The sequence below is a fragment of the Zymobacter palmae genome, assembly GCF_003610015.1.
Taxonomy (GTDB): domain Bacteria; phylum Pseudomonadota; class Gammaproteobacteria; order Pseudomonadales; family Halomonadaceae; genus Zymobacter; species Zymobacter palmae.
Window position 1 is genome coordinate 2,480,881 of record NZ_AP018933.1, and the last position, 20,238, is coordinate 2,501,118.

General features: G+C 57.5%; 15 protein-coding genes. 5 read left to right on the top strand and 10 right to left on the bottom strand.

The annotated features are described in order from the left end of the window. Positions 1 to 582 precede the first annotated feature (582 nt). The 4 genes from ZBT109_RS11010 (at position 583) to ZBT109_RS11025 (ending at position 4,826) form a co-directional block, all read left to right on the top strand. Positions 583 to 768, top strand: a complete 186-nt coding sequence (locus ZBT109_RS11010; RefSeq protein WP_232012842.1) for an Lrp/AsnC ligand binding domain-containing protein — start codon at positions 583 to 585, stop codon at positions 766 to 768. A 386-nt stretch (positions 769 to 1,154) separates the two neighbouring features. Further along, on the top strand, positions 1,155 to 1,958 hold the full coding sequence (locus tag ZBT109_RS11015; RefSeq protein WP_232012843.1) for an SDR family oxidoreductase: 804 nt from the start codon (positions 1,155 to 1,157) through the stop codon (positions 1,956 to 1,958). A 214-nt stretch (positions 1,959 to 2,172) separates the two neighbouring features. After that, positions 2,173 to 3,447: an AGE family epimerase/isomerase gene (locus ZBT109_RS11020; RefSeq protein ID WP_027706203.1), complete on the top strand. Its 1,275-nt coding sequence runs from the start codon at positions 2,173 to 2,175 to the stop codon at positions 3,445 to 3,447. Between the two features lie 350 nt (positions 3,448 to 3,797). Further along, entirely contained in the window at positions 3,798 to 4,826 is a 1,029-nt protein-coding gene (locus ZBT109_RS11025) for a zinc ribbon domain-containing protein (RefSeq protein ID WP_084261944.1), read from the top strand. Between the two features lie 85 nt (positions 4,827 to 4,911). On the opposite strand, the gene ZBT109_RS11030 is transcribed toward ZBT109_RS11025, so the two are convergent. The 5 genes from ZBT109_RS11030 to ZBT109_RS11050 all read right to left on the bottom strand — a co-directional run bounded on the left by ZBT109_RS11030 (position 4,912) and on the right by ZBT109_RS11050 (position 10,245). Beyond that, on the bottom strand, positions 4,912 to 5,880 hold the full coding sequence (locus tag ZBT109_RS11030; RefSeq protein WP_169734030.1) for a VirK/YbjX family protein: 969 nt from the start codon (positions 5,878 to 5,880) through the stop codon (positions 4,912 to 4,914). Between the two features lie 245 nt (positions 5,881 to 6,125). Further along, positions 6,126 to 6,998 (bottom strand): glycine betaine ABC transporter substrate-binding protein, encoded by an 873-nt coding sequence (locus ZBT109_RS11035; protein WP_027706201.1) that lies wholly within the window; start codon positions 6,996 to 6,998, stop codon positions 6,126 to 6,128. A 123-nt stretch (positions 6,999 to 7,121) separates the two neighbouring features. Next, positions 7,122 to 8,003, bottom strand: coding sequence for a glycine betaine ABC transporter substrate-binding protein (locus tag ZBT109_RS11040; RefSeq protein ID WP_084261942.1), 882 nt, complete (start codon positions 8,001 to 8,003; stop codon positions 7,122 to 7,124). A gap of 119 nt (positions 8,004 to 8,122) precedes the next feature. Next, positions 8,123 to 8,974, bottom strand: coding sequence for an ABC transporter permease (locus ZBT109_RS11045; RefSeq protein ID WP_232012844.1), 852 nt, complete (start codon positions 8,972 to 8,974; stop codon positions 8,123 to 8,125). Continuing rightward, positions 8,974 to 10,245: a quaternary amine ABC transporter ATP-binding protein gene (locus tag ZBT109_RS11050; protein ID WP_084261941.1), complete on the bottom strand. Its 1,272-nt coding sequence runs from the start codon at positions 10,243 to 10,245 to the stop codon at positions 8,974 to 8,976. Before ZBT109_RS11050 ends, ZBT109_RS11045 begins: the two co-directional genes overlap by 1 nt. Before the next feature lie 367 nt (positions 10,246 to 10,612). Here ZBT109_RS11050 and nhaA point away from each other — a divergent pair, with 367 nt between their 5' ends. Continuing rightward, complete coding sequence (nhaA, locus tag ZBT109_RS11055) at positions 10,613 to 11,782, top strand: Na+/H+ antiporter NhaA (RefSeq protein WP_084261940.1); 1,170 nt, start codon at positions 10,613 to 10,615, stop codon at positions 11,780 to 11,782. A 93-nt stretch (positions 11,783 to 11,875) separates the two neighbouring features. On the opposite strand, the gene ZBT109_RS11060 is transcribed toward nhaA, so the two are convergent. From ZBT109_RS11060 to pgaA, 5 genes are all read right to left on the bottom strand, one after another. Further along, the gene (locus ZBT109_RS11060; protein ID WP_027706198.1) at positions 11,876 to 13,195 is read right to left on the bottom strand and encodes a sensor domain-containing diguanylate cyclase; all 1,320 of its coding nucleotides are present in this window, start codon (positions 13,193 to 13,195) and stop codon (positions 11,876 to 11,878) included. Between the two features lie 32 nt (positions 13,196 to 13,227). Next, positions 13,228 to 13,713 carry a poly-beta-1,6-N-acetyl-D-glucosamine biosynthesis protein PgaD gene (pgaD, locus tag ZBT109_RS11065; RefSeq protein WP_027706197.1) on the bottom strand — a complete coding sequence of 162 codons (486 nt, stop codon included), beginning with the start codon at positions 13,711 to 13,713 and terminating at the stop codon, positions 13,228 to 13,230. Between the two features lie 14 nt (positions 13,714 to 13,727). Continuing rightward, the gene (pgaC, locus tag ZBT109_RS11070; protein WP_027706196.1) at positions 13,728 to 15,074 is read right to left on the bottom strand and encodes a poly-beta-1,6-N-acetyl-D-glucosamine synthase; all 1,347 of its coding nucleotides are present in this window, start codon (positions 15,072 to 15,074) and stop codon (positions 13,728 to 13,730) included. A gap of 243 nt (positions 15,075 to 15,317) precedes the next feature. Further along, entirely contained in the window at positions 15,318 to 17,342 is a 2,025-nt protein-coding gene (pgaB, locus tag ZBT109_RS11075; protein WP_197714340.1) for a poly-beta-1,6-N-acetyl-D-glucosamine N-deacetylase PgaB, read from the bottom strand. Positions 17,343 to 17,344: 2 nt separating this feature from the next. Continuing rightward, positions 17,345 to 19,891 (bottom strand): poly-beta-1,6 N-acetyl-D-glucosamine export porin PgaA, encoded by a 2,547-nt coding sequence (gene pgaA / locus ZBT109_RS11080; RefSeq protein ID WP_027706194.1) that lies wholly within the window; start codon positions 19,889 to 19,891, stop codon positions 17,345 to 17,347. Positions 19,892 to 20,238 lie beyond the last annotated feature (347 nt).

Sequence of the window (20,238 nt, forward strand, 5' to 3'; positions counted from 1 at the left end):
TCTGTTTGCATCTTCACTTCGGTATGTACTTTGATAACCCTTCAATAGCCGCATATTTGCAGCCATTGCACCGGGAATAAACCCAAAAAAATCCAGCGTCACTAATTTGCCGGTGACACAAAAGCTCGCCAACTTTTCAATGCTACTTCGAAATCATTGAGGTGCATCACCACGTCATACTTTTCGTCATACAGTGAATATATGCGGGCGCTTTCACCCTTGAACTCTACTGCCCAGCTGTGACGTGCCCAATCAAACGTTCCCCCCTCGGTTAGCCTTGGCCAAGCTGATACTCTGCAAGCCGTCATCGATATCTTCGATAGAATGTCCACATCCGCCATCGTCTCCGAGCAAACACGACAGCAAATCCACGCCTTCTTCGTTTGTAATGCTTGTTCGTGCATATGGCTGCTTCACAGGGCCGTTTTCAGTCCAAAATAAATTTATAGTCATATTTCTCTTTATCATTTCATGACACCCAACTATATAAGCATTCCAAATCTATCACTCTCTATGAGCCATGGTGATTTACCTCAAGTCGGTAATAGTAATCCTCTCGCTATAATTTTTTGATTTTAAGGTGTGCTTTCGGCCCAGCGCCTGTTTGGCGATCCCGACTACATGCTGCACGTCGTGACGCGTGACCTTCCCGCCTTCCAGAAGCTCTATGATGAACGCCTGTCGGCCATGCCCGGGGTACATCGCCGGACCTCAACGCTGGTGATGAAGACGCTCGTGCCGGAGCGAGGGCTGCCGCTACCGTCCTAACAACTGCGGTGCCGACAGAACGTCGGGATCGAGACTACAAAAGTAAACTTCGGACTCGCCTATTTCTGCACGCAGCGTCTCTTGCACTATTCTTTCACCAACACTCAACCTCCCACACCTGCTGAACCGCTCCCGAGGGTACGACGTCGCTGCGGTTTGCCTATAGCTGCAAAGTCCTCAAAGGAAGGGTTGCGGTGAACGCCCGTCTTTCCGATGCTTGAACTCAAGGAATGAAACACGCTCATGGATGAGCCTCTGTATTCCGCCGCCGCATGGCATCGTTTCCGCTGGCGGCTGCACACCATGTCCACCATCAGGAGGACACAATGGTTCATAAGACAGAGATCCACGCGCAATCCCAATCGCTTCCGGGCCAGGAAGCCTTGATGACTCCCCCCGCCGTCTTCATTCGCAACGACTACCTTGGCAGCCGCAAGCTGCAGGACAAAGTGGCCTTGATCAGTGGTGCCGACAGTGGCATCGGCCGATCGGTCGCACTGCACTTCGCTCGCGAAGGCGCCGATGTCGTTGCGCTGTACCTCAGCGAACACGACGATGCACGAGAGACACGCCGTCTGGTCGAAGCCGAAGGGCGCCGTTGCCTGCTGATCGACGGTGATCTGGGCAACCCCGAGTTCTGCCGCGACGCTGTAGCAAAGACCATCGCCAACTTCGGCAAGCTCAACGTGCTTGTTAACAATGCGGGAACCCAACAGGTGCAGAAATGTCTGACGGCTATTTCCGATGAACAATGGCGGACAACATTCCGTACCAACATCGACAGCATGTTTTACCTGACCAAGGCTGCACTGCCCTATCTTAAGGAAGACGACGCCATCATCAACACAGCGTCCATCAACGCCTATGTCGGTCCTGCACTGCTGTTGGACTATAGTGCTACCAAGGGTGCCATCATCAGTTTCACGCGATCACTGTCCAATCAGGTGGTCGGCAAAGGCATCCGCGTCAACGCGGTAGCGCCGGGGCCAGTATGGACACCGCTGCAGCCAGCCACGCTAGGGGCCTACGATCCTCAGCTGTTGGAAGACTTCGGTAGCGATACCCCGATGGGACGCGCGGCACAGCCGTGGGAAATCGGTCCCTGCTACGTATTCTTGGCATCGTTGGATGCGTCGTTCATCAGCGGTCAGACGCTGCACCCCAACGGGGGCACAGTCGTCAACGGCTGACACGCCACCCACGATGTAAACGATCAGAGGCCGGGGCAGGAAAGCCCCGACAGTCTCCTCGGCAGGCGAAAGACCATGGATGGTCTTCTACCTGCCGCTCTCGTTTAGGGATACGGCTGCCGTCGAGACAGTGAGACGCAGGAGCGAGGTTCCCGCGTCATTCATTCCACTCAGCGCATGGCACATTGCGGTCTTTGCCTAGGAGAGCACACTCATGGCAATAGCATCATCGCTGTCGGTCGGCAGCTGGCTTTCCCGTCAGGAACATCATGACTGGCTTGTGCAGGAAGGGCGACGGCTCGTCGAGTTCTACCGCGCGGCCCGCCATCCATTGGGCGGCTTCGGCGCTCTGAACGATGATGGAGTGCTGCCGGCCGGGGCCATTCCCGACACCGTACTGACGGCTCGTATGGCTCACTGCTTTTCGCTAGCCGCCATGCAGGGCACCCCAGGCACCTCAGACCTCGCCAAGGAAGGCATCGACGCGCTGCTTTCGCTCTTTCACGATGACATCCACGGCGGCTGGTTTAGCGTACCGGCGGCGATGGTACGTGATGCTAGCAGCGAACCACCCGACAGCGACACCGCCAAGATGGCGTACCTGCACGTCTTCGTCTGTCTGGCTGCGGCCACCGCCCATATGGCCCATATTCCCAATGCTGATCGCCTACTGACAGACGCACTGGAAATACTGGAAACACATTTCTGGTGTGATCGCCAAAACGCGCTTATCGACGGATTCTCACGTGACTGGCAGCACCAAGAAGCCTATCGCGGCGCCAACAGCAACATGCATGCGACAGAGCTGTTCTTAGCGCTTGCCGACGTACTGGACGAACCTCTGTGGCGCCAGCGTGCACTGGCCATCGTAACCCGTATCATTCACAACGGTGCCGCTCAGCGCGATGGCTATCTGCTCGAACACTTCGATGCCCACTGGCAAGCCGAACCCGACTATAATCGCGATCATCCTTGTGATCAGTTCCGCCCGTTCGGCGTTACTCCCGGGCATGCCTGCGAATGGTCGCGCCTGATGCTCGAACTGGAAGCAGCCCTCCGTGCACACGATGAGCCCGTGCCCGAATGGCTGTTTCACGATGCAGAACAGCTCTTTGCCTCGGGCATTCAGCGAGGCTGGCATGTCGATGATGCCCCGGGACTTATCTACACCCATGACCTGGATGGTAGCCCGGTGATACGTCAGCGTATTCACTGGACCGTGGCCGAAGCGGCCTCCGCTGCCAGTACCTTTCTGAAGCGCACGGGCGATGAACGCTATGAATCGTTGTACCGATCACTGTGGGACTACATCGCACGCTATGTGATCGACCGACAGCACGGCAGCTGGCGACACGAGCTTGACGCCGCCAATCGTCCCGACCATCGCATATGGGAAGGAAAACCCGATCTGTACCATGCACTGCAGTGCACGCTAATTCCACGCTATCCGATGACGCCCGCACTGGCCGTCGCTATCGCGCGTGGATAACCTATCAAACACACCATCGATGGCACTGTAAGCCTGCCAACCACACCGCCACATGATTGAGCCACCAATAGCCCACCGCTACGCTTGGCTGACTCATCGTTACGCCATGTCACTTTCGGATAATCAATAGCTTATAACGCCGCTACGAAAGTGCATTTATGTAATGACGTGTATTGCGTGTTTATTTGCTTTTCTCGCTGCGGCACCGCTAATGACAGCAGGGTATTTTCTTAAGACTGGCATCTAAAGATAAGGGCCCGAATAGCCGCTTTCTCAGCAGCTTCCACGACATTTAACCTATATATTATGTAGGGTATGCTGGTTGTTCGATATTGACGAGGTCGTTACGCATGCTCGCCAAATTCTGTCCCTTCTGCTCTACGCCCTTGACGCCAGAGGCATTGAGCTGTCCCAACTGCGGACACATGCTGGTCACGCATGCTCCTGATACGACTGCGCCTTCCCACCGCCGTTATCGCCGCACGCTGATCGCGCTGTTGATCACGGGCCTGCTGCTATTAATCAGCGCCTTGGTGATCTACAGCATATGCGTGTTCTGTCCTCGTGTACGTCAGGATGATCGCCTGCTAGCGCTTTCCCATTCGGTAGGCAATCAGGAAAAACTGTTCCTGTCCGAGCGCTTTGCGTCTGCGGAAGGCATCGCCCTGTACCGGGATATGATCGACCATGAGCTGGAGCAAGCGGAGCAACACGGTTCCAGTGCCCTGCTGGGTGATCGGCTGCCGGAAGCGCTAGAAGAGGTATCTGCGCGTCGGCTGACCGAAGCCTATGCACACAATGAATTCAATGCCGATGCGCGTTACCGCAACCATACTCTGCTGGTCGATGCTCATATCGAAGCGGTTCAGAGCGATACGGGAGCGGCACCGTGTCTGTTCGTTCGCGGCAAGGATCCCCAGCATGATATTCAGGCCTGTCTTAGAGATACGGCTTATGTATTACAGGACATGCCGCTGCTGCACGTTGGCGCAACACAGAAACTGATCTGCCGTGGCGATGGCTATGTTATGCCGTCCAGCCTGCTGGGCGACTGCGTACCGCTGGTGTCGATCTTCCGTCAGCGTGCGCGCGAGCTCAAGCGCAGCTGCATTACCCACGTCACGCGCGGCCAGTTATTCACGCGCCTTCGTGACACCTCGCACCCACTGCATCACACCAAACCGTTGATGATGATGCTGCGCGCCGAGTACGGCATCGCCATGTTCCCAGAGTGCCGCCGCGGGTGGTCTGCGCTGTGCGAACACAACCTGCAAAAAACACGCGATGACGAAATCAATCAGTGGCTGTACAGGCTGTTCCAAGAACACGGTATTCTCTATGGAACACGAGGCCAGCCCGTCACCGCTCTGACGGCATGATCGCTTCATCCTAATAGACAAAGAAAAAGAAGGCGGTCAGGATCACCTGACCGCCTTCTTTATGCTGGAGCCGGAGCAGCTACGCTTAGGCCACCGATGCTTCCCGCATTGCAGCCACCTGAGGTTCCGCTGCCGAGTCTGCCGGGCTTCGTAGCCCCATCAACGCGGCCAGCACATTGAGGCGCGCATCTTCACGCCAGGCCTCGCGCTTGCGAAACGCCGAACGGTGCTTGCTCTTCACCGTTTCGATATCGCGTTTTTCTTCCTGCTCCGGCAGCAGAAACCACCCCTCTTCCTGCTGCTCAGCATGGCATTCCTGCCAGAAGGTGTCGTAGCTGGTCTTGATCTTGGTGCGATAGCGGCTGTTGATCGTATGCCCATCGGCAATTCCGCGAATGCGCTCGATACCAAAGGTTTCTGCAAACGCATACAGTGCTGTCATCAGTAGCCCCTGCGCCCGCAGGCCGTGATGCTGTTTGTAGAAGGCATTGATCAGCGCAGTGCCACCGTTTTCGGGCCGCGCGCCCTGCAAACAGCCAATGTAGAGACTCAGGTGCTCGGGGTGTTTGGGATCGTGCCCAACCGAGAAGACCAGCAGATAGACCTCGTGCCCTTCACTGTCCTGCAGCGAAAGCTGCAGTTCGCCTTCTTTGTTGTGCTGCGCGCGCAACAGCATCAGCCGCCAGGCGGTATCCTTCATTTCCCACTGCATCAGCACAATCCCTTCGCCGCTGGCCGCTGGCTCACCATAGCGGGCATCATCCGCACCGTAGAGTGCGGCATGATGAGAGGAATGGATATTCTGCTGCATGAAGTCGACGTGGGTGCGCAGCGTGTCTAGCTTCTGGGCGGCACTCCAGCGTCGGTGCATATAGCTCTGCAAATGGCGCGTCTGATAGTCGCCTTTGCTGCGCAGCATGGCGTCGATATGCGGCGTGCTGTGAATGACGTCCATCCACGCAGCATGAGCACTGCGAACGGGCAGGCTCCGCAGAGTACGTAACAGGAACTTTTCCAGCGTGCGTAAACTGAACCGCCCGTGGTGTTTTGACATAAGACACACCCCAATAATGACCATATATGCGTTAGCGCTGTTATTTGTTTTATGGCGCTTGCCCGCTTTTGCGTAGGCAAAGCACTGACTAATAAACAATTTTAACAACAAGACAATGTTAAGATAATTTAAAGAAAAGGTATAGGCACCCTCTTCTTCATACAAAAATGCCACCGTCCAGAAAGGACAGCGGCATAGACGCAAGGATAGCGCAATGGCGCCATCATCACCGACCAACGATCAGCTTACTGGCAGCCCTGTGTCCAACGCGCCACAAGCTCCGGGTGTTTGTCGACCCATTGCTTGGCGTTCTGATACGGATCGCTGTTCGGCTGTTCGTTCATGGCCAGCAGCTCGCCCATTTCCGCAGGCGTCCACTTGAAGTGGCTCAGCACACAGTAGGCACGCGGACTGTCCTGTCGAAGCCCCTTTCTAACAATGGTGTCAATCTCTTCATCACTGCCGAAGGCCCCTTTCGGATCGTCGAGGTACTTCAGCTGCCAGCGGTTGAACATCCAGTGCGGTGTCCATGCTGTCACGACGACGGGGCGGTGCTCGCGTATCGCTTCTCCGAGCACGGCCGTCATGGTCGCATCACTGCTGGCCGCCAGCTTCATATTCACCCCGTACTGATCGAGCGCGCGCTTGGTCAGCCGCATGAGACCGGCACCAGGATCAATGCCGACCACCTTGCCTTCAAACTCATCGGCATGCTGCTTCAGATCGTCGATCGTATTGATATCGGTCAGATAGGCCGGTACCGCCAGTCCTTGATGCGCGCCCGTGAAATTAGCCCCCAGGTTTTCGACCTTCTCTTTTACTGGTGCATAGTACGCACCATGGGTCACTGGCAGCCATGCCGCGATCATATCCAGCTTGCCCTGCGCCACGCCCTGCCACATGAACGCAGCGGACAGCGTCGTGGGCTTCACGTGATAGCCCTGCTGCTCAAGCACGACCTTCATGGCATAGGTGGAAGGCATCTGGTCGGCCCAGGCAACGTAGCCAATCGTGATGTCCTGCTGACCTAGCGGTTCTGTCGCAGATGCAGAGGGTGCGGTCAGTACAGCACCGCTTATCAGTGCGGCGGTCAGGATGGTCGAGATCAGTGTCTTCATGGGGATCGTTCCTCTTATTGTAGTAATGGCAATATTCCAGTAATGAAAATGCCGCGACCCTTGGCGGGCAGCGGCATTGAACGGCACTGCGCCAGCGCTCTCGGCACTGGCTTCACGCCCGGATTACTGGCAGTCCTGCGTCCAGCGTTTGACGATATCCGGATGTTTTTCGACCCACTGCTTGGCGTTCTGGTACGGATCGCTGTTCGGCTGTTCGTTCATGTCGAGCAGTTCACCCATTTCAGCCGGCGTCCACTTGAAGTGGCTCAGCACGCAGTAGGCTTTGGGGCTGTCTTCTTTCAGGCCCTTGCGAACAACGGTATCCAGCTGTTCGGAGGAGCCGTAGGCGTTCTTGGGATCGTCGAGGAACTTAAGGTCCCAACGGTTGAACATCCAGTGCGGTACCCAAGACGTTACGACAATGGGCTTGTGTTCACGCACGGCTTCACCCAGCACGGCGCTCATGGTGGCATCACTGCTGGCCGTCAGCTTCATACCGAGATCGTACTTACCGATGGCGTCTTTAGTGATACGCATGATGCCAGCCCCCGGATCAATCCCGACGATGCGGTTATCGAACTCAGCGGCGTGCGCTTTCAGATCGTCGATGCTGTTGACGTCTTTCATGTAGCGCGGTACGACCAGCCCCAGACGCGTGCCTTCAAAGTTGTGACCAAGGTTATCGACCTTGTCCTTCACCGGCTTGTAATAAGTGGCGTGAGTTGTCGGCAACCAAGCGGAAATCATGTCCAGCTTGCCTTGCGCCAGCCCCTGCCACATAAAGGCCGCGGACAGCGAAGTCGCTTTCACACGATAGCCTTGCTGTTCCAGCACGACCTTGAGCGCGTTGGTCGATGCCAGCTGGTCAGCCCAAGCGACGTAGCCAATGGTGACGTCCTGCTTGCCCTGTGCTTCGGCAGCAGAGGCCGTGGTAGTCGCGGAGAATGCGGTACCGCCCATCAGTACGGTGGCCAGTGTTGTGGAAATCAGCTTCTTGATGTTCATGCTAACGCCTCCAGAAAAGGTGTGTGCACGCGCGGTGCGAAGCGGGCCGACAAGGCATGAAACGATGATCGCCATGTCGACCGGCTGTGAGAAGGTCAGGTTACCCGGCCGTCAACGACTCAGGTGTAGTCGCGGCCCTTGCATGACTGAGCGAGACGATCGAGCAATACGGCCAGTACGACGACGCAGATACCGCTGACGATGCCGTGACCGTTGTCGTTGCCCTGAATGGCGCTGTAGACGTCGGCCCCCAAGCCTTCAGCCCCCACCATTGATGCGATGACGGACATGGACAGCGCGAGCATGACGGTCTGGTTAATGCCCGCCATGATGGTGGGACGCGCCAGCGGCAGCTGGAGCTTGAACAGCTTCTGCGCGCGAGTGGAGCCAAAAGCTTCCGCGCCCTCGTCAAGATCACTCGGCACCTGCTGGATCCCTAGGATCGTGAAACGCACCGCGGGTGGCATCGAGAAGATGACCGTCGCTAATACCGCAGGCATCGCACCGATGCTGAACAACGCCACACACGGCAGCAGATAGACAAATGCAGGCATGGTCTGCATCAAATCAAGAATCGGCCTAACTACCACTTCGACGGGGCGGAACAGCGCCGCCAGCATCCCGACGGGCAAGGCGATGATGATCGACAGCAGCGTCGAGATCAGCACCAGACTGAGCGAGTAGATCAGCGATTCCCACAGCCCTTGGTTCCAGATCAGCAGCAGACCAAGCGCGGCGAAGACCGCAACCCCTTTCCCGCAACGCCACAGCGTCAGTGCCACCACCGCAATGATTAGAACCGGCGCGGGGATCCACATCAGCGCGCCCTTAAGGGCACCCAGCGCCCACTCCATCCCCGACGCCATGGGACGAGTGGCCCAGCTTAGATGTTCAGTCACCCACGCCACACCGTCATTGAACCAGTCCGCAAGCGGGATGCCTTCTTTCAACCATGTCATCCACTTACCCATTACGCGTCCTCCCCGGTAGATGTCACGGCATCATCAAGCGATGCCAGTGGCGGCTCGACCTCGGGCTCGACCGCATCGTTATCACTTTCCGCCAGCAGCGACAGGATCCTGCCGCGCACGACGATACCGCGCAGACGCGACTGGCGATCCACAACGGCAACGGGATAGTTGCGCTTGCGGAATAACGGGAACAGTCGATTGAGCGGCTCGCGCGGCAGCACACGCGGCACATCGCGTTCGAGCACATCGACCAACGGCGTTTCCGGTGCCGCGTCCTCCAGTACGGAGCGTTCGACGACCCCTGCCAGCTTGCCATCGGCATCGTTGACGTAGAGCGTTTCCAGCCCGTCGTGCTCGTTCATGCGTGTCAGGGCAGCACCGACGGTATCGTCGATAGACAGCGGCGTGACCGGCGCTTCCATCGCCAGTTCGGCCGTCAGGAAGCGCGTCATGTCGATCCCTTCGACGAAACGTTCGACGTATTCGTCTGCGGGGTTAGTCACGATGTCACGCGGCGTGCCAGCCTGCACCACTTCACCGTCCTTGAGCAGAATGATGCGGTCGCCAATGTGCAGCGCTTCATCCAGATCGTGGGTGATGAAGATGATGGTCTGCTTCAGATCCTTCTGGAGCATCAGTAGCTCATCCTGCATCTCACGGCGAATCAACGGATCAAGCGCCGAGAAGGCCTCGTCCATCAGCATGACGCTGGTTTCGCTCGCCAGTGCACGCGCCAAACCCACACGCTGCTGCATCCCGCCAGACAGTTCATGGGGGTAAGCGTTGGGCAGATGCCCCAACCCAACGCGCTTGAGCGCCGCCATAGCCTTCTCTTGGCGTACGCTCTGCGGTACGCCACGGACTTCCAGTCCATACTCCGCATTGCCCAGCAGCGTGCGATGTGGGAACAGCGCGAAGTGCTGGAATACCATCGAGAAGTGGCGTCGACGGCATTCGCGCAGCTCAGCGTCATTCATCTTCACGACGTCTCCACCGTTGATGAGAATCTCACCTTCGGTGGGGTCGATGAGGCGGTTCAGACAGCGGATCAACGTGGATTTACCTGATCCGGACAGCCCCATGATCACGAGCAGTTCGCCCGCGCGAACGTCGAAATTGATATCGGAAAGCCCCAGTACCTGCCCTGTGGCCTTGTGGATTTCAGCGCGTTTCTTGCCCTGATCGCGCAGGGCCAGCACCTCGCCCGGTCGCTTGCCAAAGACCTTGCTCAGGTGGCGAACCCGTATCCGGTAGTCGTTCTGATCGGTCATGTATCAGGTCCTGCGTGGAAATAGAGGTCCCGTGTGCGCAGCGCATACGGGATGAACAAGCCATCTATAATACAAAGTTATTCCACACTATACAAAACCATCCAATAAATTATGAAAAAGTATCCCCTAGTCACCACCCCCGAGGAGACCGCAACCGTCCAGCCTAGAAAAATGACCTCTTTTAATGATACATACCTCTTTTTCAACGCTATTTAGCGACGTTTTCGCCTATATCAGGATGTTACCCTTACCCGCAGTGTCATTACGATACAGCCAATCTATCCTCACTCGGCTTAAGGCAGGTGGGCTTGTATTCACGCGCCAGCTCCTATCCAATGCCCCTTTTCACTTCACACACGGGCATGCCATGTCTTCTACCTCTCCATGCAATCAGCCACGCCGGAAGGGCTTGATCTACCATCCCACCACGGGGGGTATCGTGCTAATCGTCGCGTCGCTCATTGCCATTCTGCTGGCCAATAGTCCTTGGCAGGACAACGTGCAGTCATTGCTTCATCACGCTGTAATGGGGCGTTCGGTCGCTCACTGGATCAACGATGGTTTGATGAGTGTGTTCTTTCTGAGCGTAGGGCTAGAGATCAAAGCAGAGCTGTGCGAAGGACAACTGGCATGCTGGGGCGCGCGAGTACTGCCAGGGCTGGCGGCACTGGGGGGCATGGTCGTTCCTGCACTGGTCTTTACGCTGTTTAACGCGCATCAGCCTCAAACGCTCAAAGGCTGGGCCATTCCATCCGCCACAGATATCGCCTTCGCTCTCACGGTCATCACGCTGCTCGGCAAGCGGGTTCCCGCCTCGCTGCGCACCTTTCTGGCAGCACTTGCGATCATCGACGACCTCGGTGCCATCGTGATCATCGCGTGCTTTTATACGCAGTCGCTGGCGTGGGGCATGCTGGCAGGCGCCAGCGGGGCATTCGCGGTACTGATCATATTCAATCGGCTTGGCATACGGGCCTTGCTGCCGTATCTGCTGGTAGGCGGTGTGCTGTGGTACTGCATGGCAGGATCGGGGCTTCATGCGACACTGGCGGGCGTACTGCTGGCGCTCTGCATTCCTCGCACCGCCGTGGCCGAGGGCCGAGCATCACCGCTGCACCGCCTTTCGCACGCGCTCACGCCGTGGGTCGCACTGCTGGTGCTTCCTCTGTTCGGACTGGCCAATGCGGGCGTCACGCTATCGCCAACCGTACTGCATCACCTGCTGTCACCCGTACCGCTGGGCGTGATGCTGGGACTGCTGATCGGCAAGCCGCTCGGCATCTTCGGTATGACATGGCTAACCCTCCGTCTACGCATTGCTCCCATGCCCGCAGAAGCGTGCTGGTCAACGCTGCTTGCCACCGCCATGCTGTGCGGCATCGGCTTTACCATGAGCCTGTTCATCGGAGGTCTGGCCTACGCATCGTCACCGGAGTATCTAGACGAAGTGAAGATCGGTGTGTTGGCCGGATCGCTGCTATCGACACTACTAGGTGTTGTGGCTTTTCGCGCCATCACTACCATGCGCCGCTCATAGGCCCCCGTTTATTCCTTCCAAACGGCACAAGGCCCGATCCTCTAACGAAGATCGGGCCTTGTGTTCAGTGCGTGAAACGTATCGAAAAGCGGCTCAGCGCTCCTTGCGATCGTACATGCGCCCATCAGCGGAATGCATAAGCTGACGGGCCGTATTGCCATCGGTGGGGTAGCAGGCACCGCCGCACGCGACACCCACACTCAACGGTTCGTCGATGCTCTCAACGCGTATCGGTTCATCGAAAAGACGCGGCACTTCATCGACCAGCGTCTGCAGGTACGCATCGTCCAGCAGGGTATGAATCAGCACCGCAAACTCATCCCCGCCGTAGCGAAAGACATCACCGATACCTTCGAAGCGCTCGTTCAGACGACGAGCCACTTCCTGCAGCACCTGATCACCGCACAGATGTCCATGCTGATCGTTGATCGCCTTGAAGCGGTTGCAGTCGATGAAGATCAATCCGAAGCGCTCGTCGTTTTCGCGCCCGTAATTCATCGCGTGTTCGAAGAACAGGTCGAAATAGAAACGGTTGTAGACGCGCGTCAGTGCATCGTGAGTGGCCTGAAACAGCAAGCGCGTATAGGCCGTGTCGATCTCGCTCTTGAAGTTCAGCATCCCTTCCAGCAGCGACGCATGAGCGCCCTGTGCCGCCGAGGCGGGCATCGCGCCCGACGGCACGGCGGCCGCTGTACTAGCCGGTTTCCTACGCCCGTGACGCATCCGGCGATAGGCCACGAAAATGACCAGCGCCAGCACACCCGACAGGATACCCGACAGCAGCAGAGCCTCGCGCAGAGTCTTGAGCATGTGCTCAGCATGTGCTGTGACCAGCACACCACCTACCGCATGCTCACCGTCCATGATCGGCAGGTAGATCTCCATATCCAGCATGCGATTTAGAAAGCGCTGCTGGTCTTCATCACGTGGCACGATACCCGCGCTATGCCAGCGCTCGAACACCCCTCCTTCCGCGTCATAGACGCGAACGGATGAGACCCCCGAGAACCACGACAGCCGCCGCAGCGTGTTGCGCACCGCAGCATGATCGTTATGTATTAACCCTTCCTCAACCATATAGGCCGTGGAAGAGGCCGCGGACTGGAGCATTTCCTGATTTAGCGCGCGCCAGCTGCCCATTGTCACGCCCACGACGGCCACCACACCGGTAACGGTCAGGAGGACGGCCTCCCAGCGTCGACGCGTGCGTATAGGAAGCCCTGCCAGCGGCGAGGCCAGCATCAGCCGTACGCCCACCAGCGCAAGCCAGTGGAACGGACGCAGCACGCTTTTCCTGAGCCGGCGACCCAGCGCAAGAGGAGGCGTTGTCATCGTCAGCGGCCGTGGCCGCTGACCTTTCAAGAGCTGAGAGAAGTGCATACGCACAGCCTTCAGCAGTCCTGCTTTTTTCATTACCTTGTCACCCAAAGGGACCAGCCATCGTATTAGAGCGAGTCGGCCGGCAGCACCGTTTCGCGGTCATCATCTTCATTCTTGCCATGGGTCAGGAAATGAATGTCACCGTTGCTGTCAGAATGGATGGTCACTATTGCAGCCGCTCGCAACTGTGCCACCAGCGCGGGATCTGCACCGAAGTAGGACGGTACGTCCTTGACGTTCAGGTTGGGAAAACGCGTGCGTCGTTCTTTTCCACGCCAACGCCATGTGTTGTAGCGGCTCCAGCACACTAATAACACCAATAAAAGTAGTGCCGCCCCGAGATACCACAACACGGTATACAGAGAAGACAGCATGACATGCCCAAAAAACTCGACATGTTCTGCCTCTGGCGCTGTTTCAGCCTCCCAGATGTTGTACAGCCCGATCACGATCAGGGACAAAAATCCGACCCATGCGATGCCCGTCAGCAGACCATCCACCAGCGTAGCGCCTCGCGACGAGCGCTTGTACAGCACGATTTCACGTGCCATGTGCTCTTGTTCCTTCACGCGGATTCTCCCTTGTCCTGACGATCGACCCCGCGGTCAGTCGTCACCCAGCGCGCACGGCGACCACGGGGGGACAGCATGACCTTCGAAAAGCTGACTACAGACGTCAACAAACTGAGTGCCCAGAATACCAAGGGATACCAGATGACCCAGAACAGTTCGCGACCAAGCTTACGCTCGTAGCGACGTTCGATCATGATGCTGGTTCCACACTGCAGAAGGCAGACGAAAGCGAGCAATAGCCCCGTAAAGGATGGCGGCACGATATGGGTAACGCGCAGGTTGGGTGGCAAATCCACCACCGTACCGGTTGCCCACAGCAATAGCGTAATCAGGAATGTGAAGCCCCAAAGCGTCGAAAAGCAGAACTCGAGCCACAGCGGCCACATGTAGCGATAGCGGGTATAGGTAATGATACTAAAATTCTTGAGGAATACCTCCCCACCCCCCTGTGCCCAGCGCAGACGCTGCTTCCACAGCCCCTTGAGCGACTCCGGCATCAAGATCCAGCACAGTGCGCGCGGTTCGTAGAATACCGACCAGTGATCGCGCTGCAGCTTCCAGCTGATGTCGATGTCCTCGGTCATGATATCGGGACTCCAGTAGCCCACGCGATGCAGCGCGGCACGACGGAAGGCCACGACCACACCCGATACGGTGAAGATCCTGCCCAATACGCGTTGCGTACGCTTGATCAGCCCGATGATCGACGAGAACTCGCCGACCTGTACGCGACCGGTTAGCGTGGAGCGCGTGCGGATACGCGGATTACCCGTGACGGCCCCGAGACGCGGGTGCTCAATCAGCGGCGCCACCAGATAGGACACGGCATTGCGATCAAGTACCGCATCACCATCGATACAGACCAGGTATTCACTGTTGGCAGCGGTTGCCCCCATGCGCAGCGCCACGGCCTTGCCTTGGTTCTGGGCCAAGTGCACTACGCGCAGGTTCGGATAACGCGTCGCCATCTCTTCAAGCACGGCCCCAGTGTTATCGCTGGAACCATCGTTGATAGCGATGACTTCCGTATTGGGGTAGTGCTGCGTCAGCGCGAACTGCAGCGTTTCCTCGATGTTATTGCCCTCGTTGAAGCAAGGCACCAATATCGAGACAAGCGGATTGCCCTTCAGTTCAGGTACCGCCTGTTCATCGCCCCACTTCCAGTGGCGCTCCCAGTGGAACCAGAAATAGATCCCCCCGGTAATCCACAGTACCGACATGAACAGGGGGTACAGGAAGACGAAATACAGCAGGATGTCGCCCGTGAAATTGAAGGCGACTCCTATTGGCGTGCCTAGCACGATGAGCAGTAGTAGTAGTGCCAGAATGCGATCTGTCATAGCCATCCATACCGTGTTGACATAATGCCATGCCGAATGGGCCACACATGGCGGTTATGCATTACGTTGTGCTTCATACTTTTTTCGAATCGTTATTCGCAGACGCGTGTGCCGAAACGGCAACGTGCTGCGCACCCAAAGAACGCCGCAGGCTTCGCCCGGGCATCGCGCCACAAAAATGCCGGTCCTCGCCCCTTTCGGACCGGCCAGTGGCTTTCTTCACGATGCCGCTGTGAGCTCGCCTCAGTCCGGAGCCCAAGACGGCGACATGACAGAGCGAATCACTTTCTGACTGGGGGTGTTGTGATAGAAGTCATCTGGGTAGTACCCGAGGTGAACCACGCCCATGCTGAACAGATCCTTCATCCAGCCGCCTAAAACTTCGCTTGAAATCCAGCGATCGCCGTGACCGTCGGTATCCGACCGCCAGTCCTGCGCCTGCAGCTCGAAGATGGTCTTCTGCAGCCCATTGGGATGCTGACGCACGCGTTCGACAGCGCGTGCCATCCAGTCGTGAATTGCCTTCGGATCGCGAACGCCTTCCATATAAGGCATCAGCATTGGCATCACGTAGTCGTAGGCATCCAGCGTGTCATCCAAGTTCTGGGCGAACCACTCTTCGCTGTCCGGGTTAAGTACCGGTTCGATGAAGATGTTGCGAGCGGACTTCACATCCGTACCGCGCAGCGAGTGCACTTCATCCATCAACTCTTTGGTGAACGCATTCATAAAGCGGCCCTTGTAGCGCGCCCATGCCATGCTGCGATCGTGGTCCTTGCGCAGCGCCAGCACATCGTCGCCGAAACCTGCCTTGCGCATCGCGGCCAGACCGGCATCACTCACGTCTTCGTAATCGGACATCACCAGGTCATCGTGGAAGGCGACCCCTTCGATCGACGGCACACTGACGGCCATGTCACGGTAGAGCGCTTTGATGCGCGCGCGGACTTCCGAGTTGAACGGCGTCAAACGGCGGTACTGATGCGGGTCAATGCGACGCTTGCCTTCCGGCGTCATTTCCATGACGTGCGGTAGCCCCTTCAGATCGAAGGTCAGAACCGGCATCCAGACAAAGACGCGCGCGCGCTCCGGCATGCGAGTGTGGATCTGCACCGTCACACGGTTCAGCAGGTCGGCACGCATCGGCAGCTGACTGTTGGGGAAGTAGACTTCCTTGATCAGGCCGTCCCCTTTCGGGTCGGCAAACGCCTGCAGCATGACGACCGACGGGCGCAGATCCGCTAGACGCTGAATTAGACGCCCGACGTTTTCATCCATCCGTTTGGGATCGGGGTCATAGACATAGTCCAGATCGACGCGCACCGTGCGCATGACCGGTTTTTCCTGCGCGTCAGCCACCCAACTGGAAAAGGCATCAACGTTGGGGTCGTAGGCCACCAGCGTGCGCGGCACATTCATCAGGTTGCGAACGTCCAACAGGCCTTCATCCAGCGTCATGGCCGACTGATAGCCGTGTTCCTTGATGACTTCCAGACCGATACCGCTGGACGCACCGTACGGCCATACCCACACGCGAGGCGCTTTTCCCGTCACACGGGTGATGGTATTGGTGATGGTCGTGGCGTCCAGATCAAAGCGGTGACGGAACTCATCCAGCGTTTCATAGCGCTTCTTAACCGGATCGTAGGCCAATGACGCTGCAGCAGGCTCAACGTTCCCCTGCGGGTTGGCGATGATCCCCTTGTGCATGTCCTGCGTATGCGATGCGATCTCGATCAGCCCTGAATCGGACATTTCGCGCACCTGATCCCAGGTCACGAACTTGTCACGCGGGCGCATCTTGCCGCTGAAGTTCACCATCTGGTCCTGCGGGGTATCGAGCCATGCGCCTACCGGTGCGAACAGTGCCGGCCAGTGGTTGCGCTTAAGGATCGGGAACACCCGGTCATACATGCTGCGATAGCCGTCATCGAAGGTCAGCAGCACCGCTTTTTCAGGCAGATCGGCCTTGCCATCGCGGGCTGCAAAGATCTGATCCATTGATACCGGCACATAGTGGTTGGCTTTCAGCCAGCGCATCTGCGCCACGAAGTTGGCCGTGCGCGTCGCCACGTACTGCTGATCGGGTTCGCTGTCCATGATGTCGTGATAAGCCAGCACCAGCACATGGTTCTTCGGCCACGGCTGTTCACTCACCATGTCAGGTCGTTCGGTGGGCGGCGTAAACATGCCCCCCTGCTCGGCACAGGCGTTCAGCATGGGCAAGGCCAGACCGAGCAGGCAGCACAACACTCTTTTCATCATCATGGCTAGAACCTGTAATTCATATCGAGCATCAGTTGGATGTCCCTTTCGCTCACACCGTCATACGACTGACGAGTGACCTGCGCGGACGCACCGACATTCAGGACATCGCTCAACTGAATATCCTGACCATAGCGCGCCATCCACAGAGGCGTATTGTCGTGGCGGTTGTGATCGCCCTGACTATCATGCCAGGTATAGTTTTCGTAATAACGCCCAGCTCCCAGCTCCAGATAGTGTTCCCACTGGCGGTCGTAGTGCCGATACAGCGCATGCGTCAGACGCAGCCCCGGCATGATGGAGAGATCGCTTTTCGGACTGTAATAATCTACCCCTTCCTTTCTGTTGCCCGCATCGCTGGAACTATCACCAGCGATATGGCTGATGCTGTTGCGGCTGCCACTGATCGCTAGCAGGCCGTCCAGGCGCGCGTGCGGCCACGTCCACAGCCGCTGGCTACCGCTCAACGAGCTTTGCCAACGCCAGTTGCCATCGGAGAAGTGCCACGGCGACAGGGAGAGCTGCACGCTAGTACGGTTGGACGGCGTCCAACTGGCATGTACGTCACCCTGGTTGGCCCAGATTCCTTCTGCCCGTGCACGCAGCGGCGTTTCGGCGGACCGGAAGCTATAAGCCGCGCCGTAGTGCCAGCGATCGTTGATGTCACGATCAACCGTCACCTTGCCCCCCATCTGCTGCCCAACGTCACCAAAACGCTGAGTGGACGCTTCAAGCGTCGCGACCGTATTGCGATCGGTGTACTCGACCCCGCCACGCTGCCAGCGGCCATGATCTGTCGTTGACTCTTCAGTACCGAACTCGCCCGAGGTGTAGTCAGCACCAAGGAAAGCCCGCCAGTGATCGCCAAAGCGTGGGCTGTAGAGCGTGCCTTCGATATGCAGATCGTCGTTACCGCGGATCGGGTTACCGTTGCTGCCATTGCTACCGTGCGAATGAGAATGGCCTTTGCTCGCGCTCAACTGGAACTCTGCCATATGCGCAATCTCGTTCTGGCGCAGCGCCTGACGAGAGCCCTCTTCATCGGTGAAGCGCTGTGTCAGCCCTTCGGCCAGCACATCGGCGCGGTGCCATTCACGCAGGTTGAGCGCATTCACTAACTGCGCAACTTCCAGCGACTGGTTACGCGGCATACCACTTTGCACCACCAGATACTGGTACTCCGCATCGCGGTAGCGCCCTTGCTCTTCCAACAGCGCGCCATAACCAATGCACGGCGACGTCTGAGCCGGCGCGATCTCGCACAGGTGACGCGACTTCACGAACGCCTTGCGTTCGTCACCGTTGGCCTGCATCACGTCAACGTCCAGCAGCTGGGTAGACAGCCAGTTTTCATTGACCTGCGGCAGTGGGTAGTTGATTGACCAGTGCACTTTGGGAATCGTCGGCAGCAGCGTGTCCATCGCCTGACGCGCATCACCGGGGCGATCATCTTCCAGCAGACTGCGCACATGGTTCTGATTGTCTTCAGTCCAGTGATCGTCCTTGGGCGACTCATGGGCAATGACATCACGGAACAGCTCATCCGCCTTACCGGGGTTGTGCAGTGCCATATAGGCCTGGGCCACCCACGCTTCGGCATAGGATGGAATACGTCCTTCACGGCTCAGCTGCTCGTACTCAGCCACGACCTGACGGTGCATGCTACGCGCCTCGTAGGCGCCCATGCGGTCGATACGCATCTGGCGCGCAACGCCTTCTGCACCGGGGGTGCGATCACACTGCGACAGCAGCGAGTGGTAACGAGAGATCAGCTCGTCAGGTGCCACGAAGCGATCCGCTTCCTGTCGCCCACCGGTATGGCTCATACGCACCTGCAGCGCCATCTCGTCGGCCTGCTTCTGCAAGCGCTGAACGGGCGTCAGGCGCGCATCGACTTCCAGCCCTGCCATCGGCAGCTCGGCACGCGACAGCACCTGCCCGTAGCGCTCCAGCACGTCACGATCGAACGGACCGGGATGCTCCAATAGGAAGGCCTGATGCACTTCATGAAGCGCCTCGAAGCGCTCTCCAACCGATAGCCAGGCATAGGCCATGACCGTACGCAGGCGAGCTTCATCCTGAGAGGACACTTTGCCCAGCCATGGCCGACCGCGCGCGATGGCATCGCGTCCACGCTTGCCATCCGCCATCACCAGCATCTCGCCCATCACCCACTGAGGGTCATCGGGGGCGATTTTCTCGGCCTGACGGTACAGTTGGGCGGCGCGCTCGTAATCACGCGTATTGCGATAAGCCCGAGCGACACTGGCCAGAATGGGAGCAGACAGCGCTGACGTGTCCTGCACATGCGCATAGGCCTCCAGCACTTCGCTATCGCGGCCAGCCCATGAGGCGATGACGATGTGATCTTCCTGCTGCTGCCTGGTCTGTTCTTTGACATGCTGTCGAAGATACTCAAGAGCAGGAGCTGTATCACCGCTGCGCGCCTTGCGCACTAGGTCGTCGTAGTGAGCATCAGGCACGACGCTGCCAGCTCCTGCTGTCTGAGCACCTAACAGCAGACATAACGCCAACAAAGAAGTCTTATTCATTGCTATTCCGGTTGCATTGCCCGCCAGGACATTATGTCTGCGGGTTGCTATTCGAAGCCGCTCATTCACCGCATGAGCACGAATATCTATAAAGCGGGTACTAAAGTAGGGTACCTAAAAGGCCGATATAGACTAACTTCTCTATCAGTAATGGAACAGTCCGAAAAGACAAAAAACATAGCAAACAAGCGAAATACCAAGCGTTTTTACTCTGAGTAACATAATCGCCATATTCCACACTAACGCCTTGTGTTCCGAACTTTACTTTTCCTTTGAAACGTTATGTCAGCAACCTATATCAATTGTTAACTGATGTAATTATGTGCAGCAAATACCGCCCCTTTATT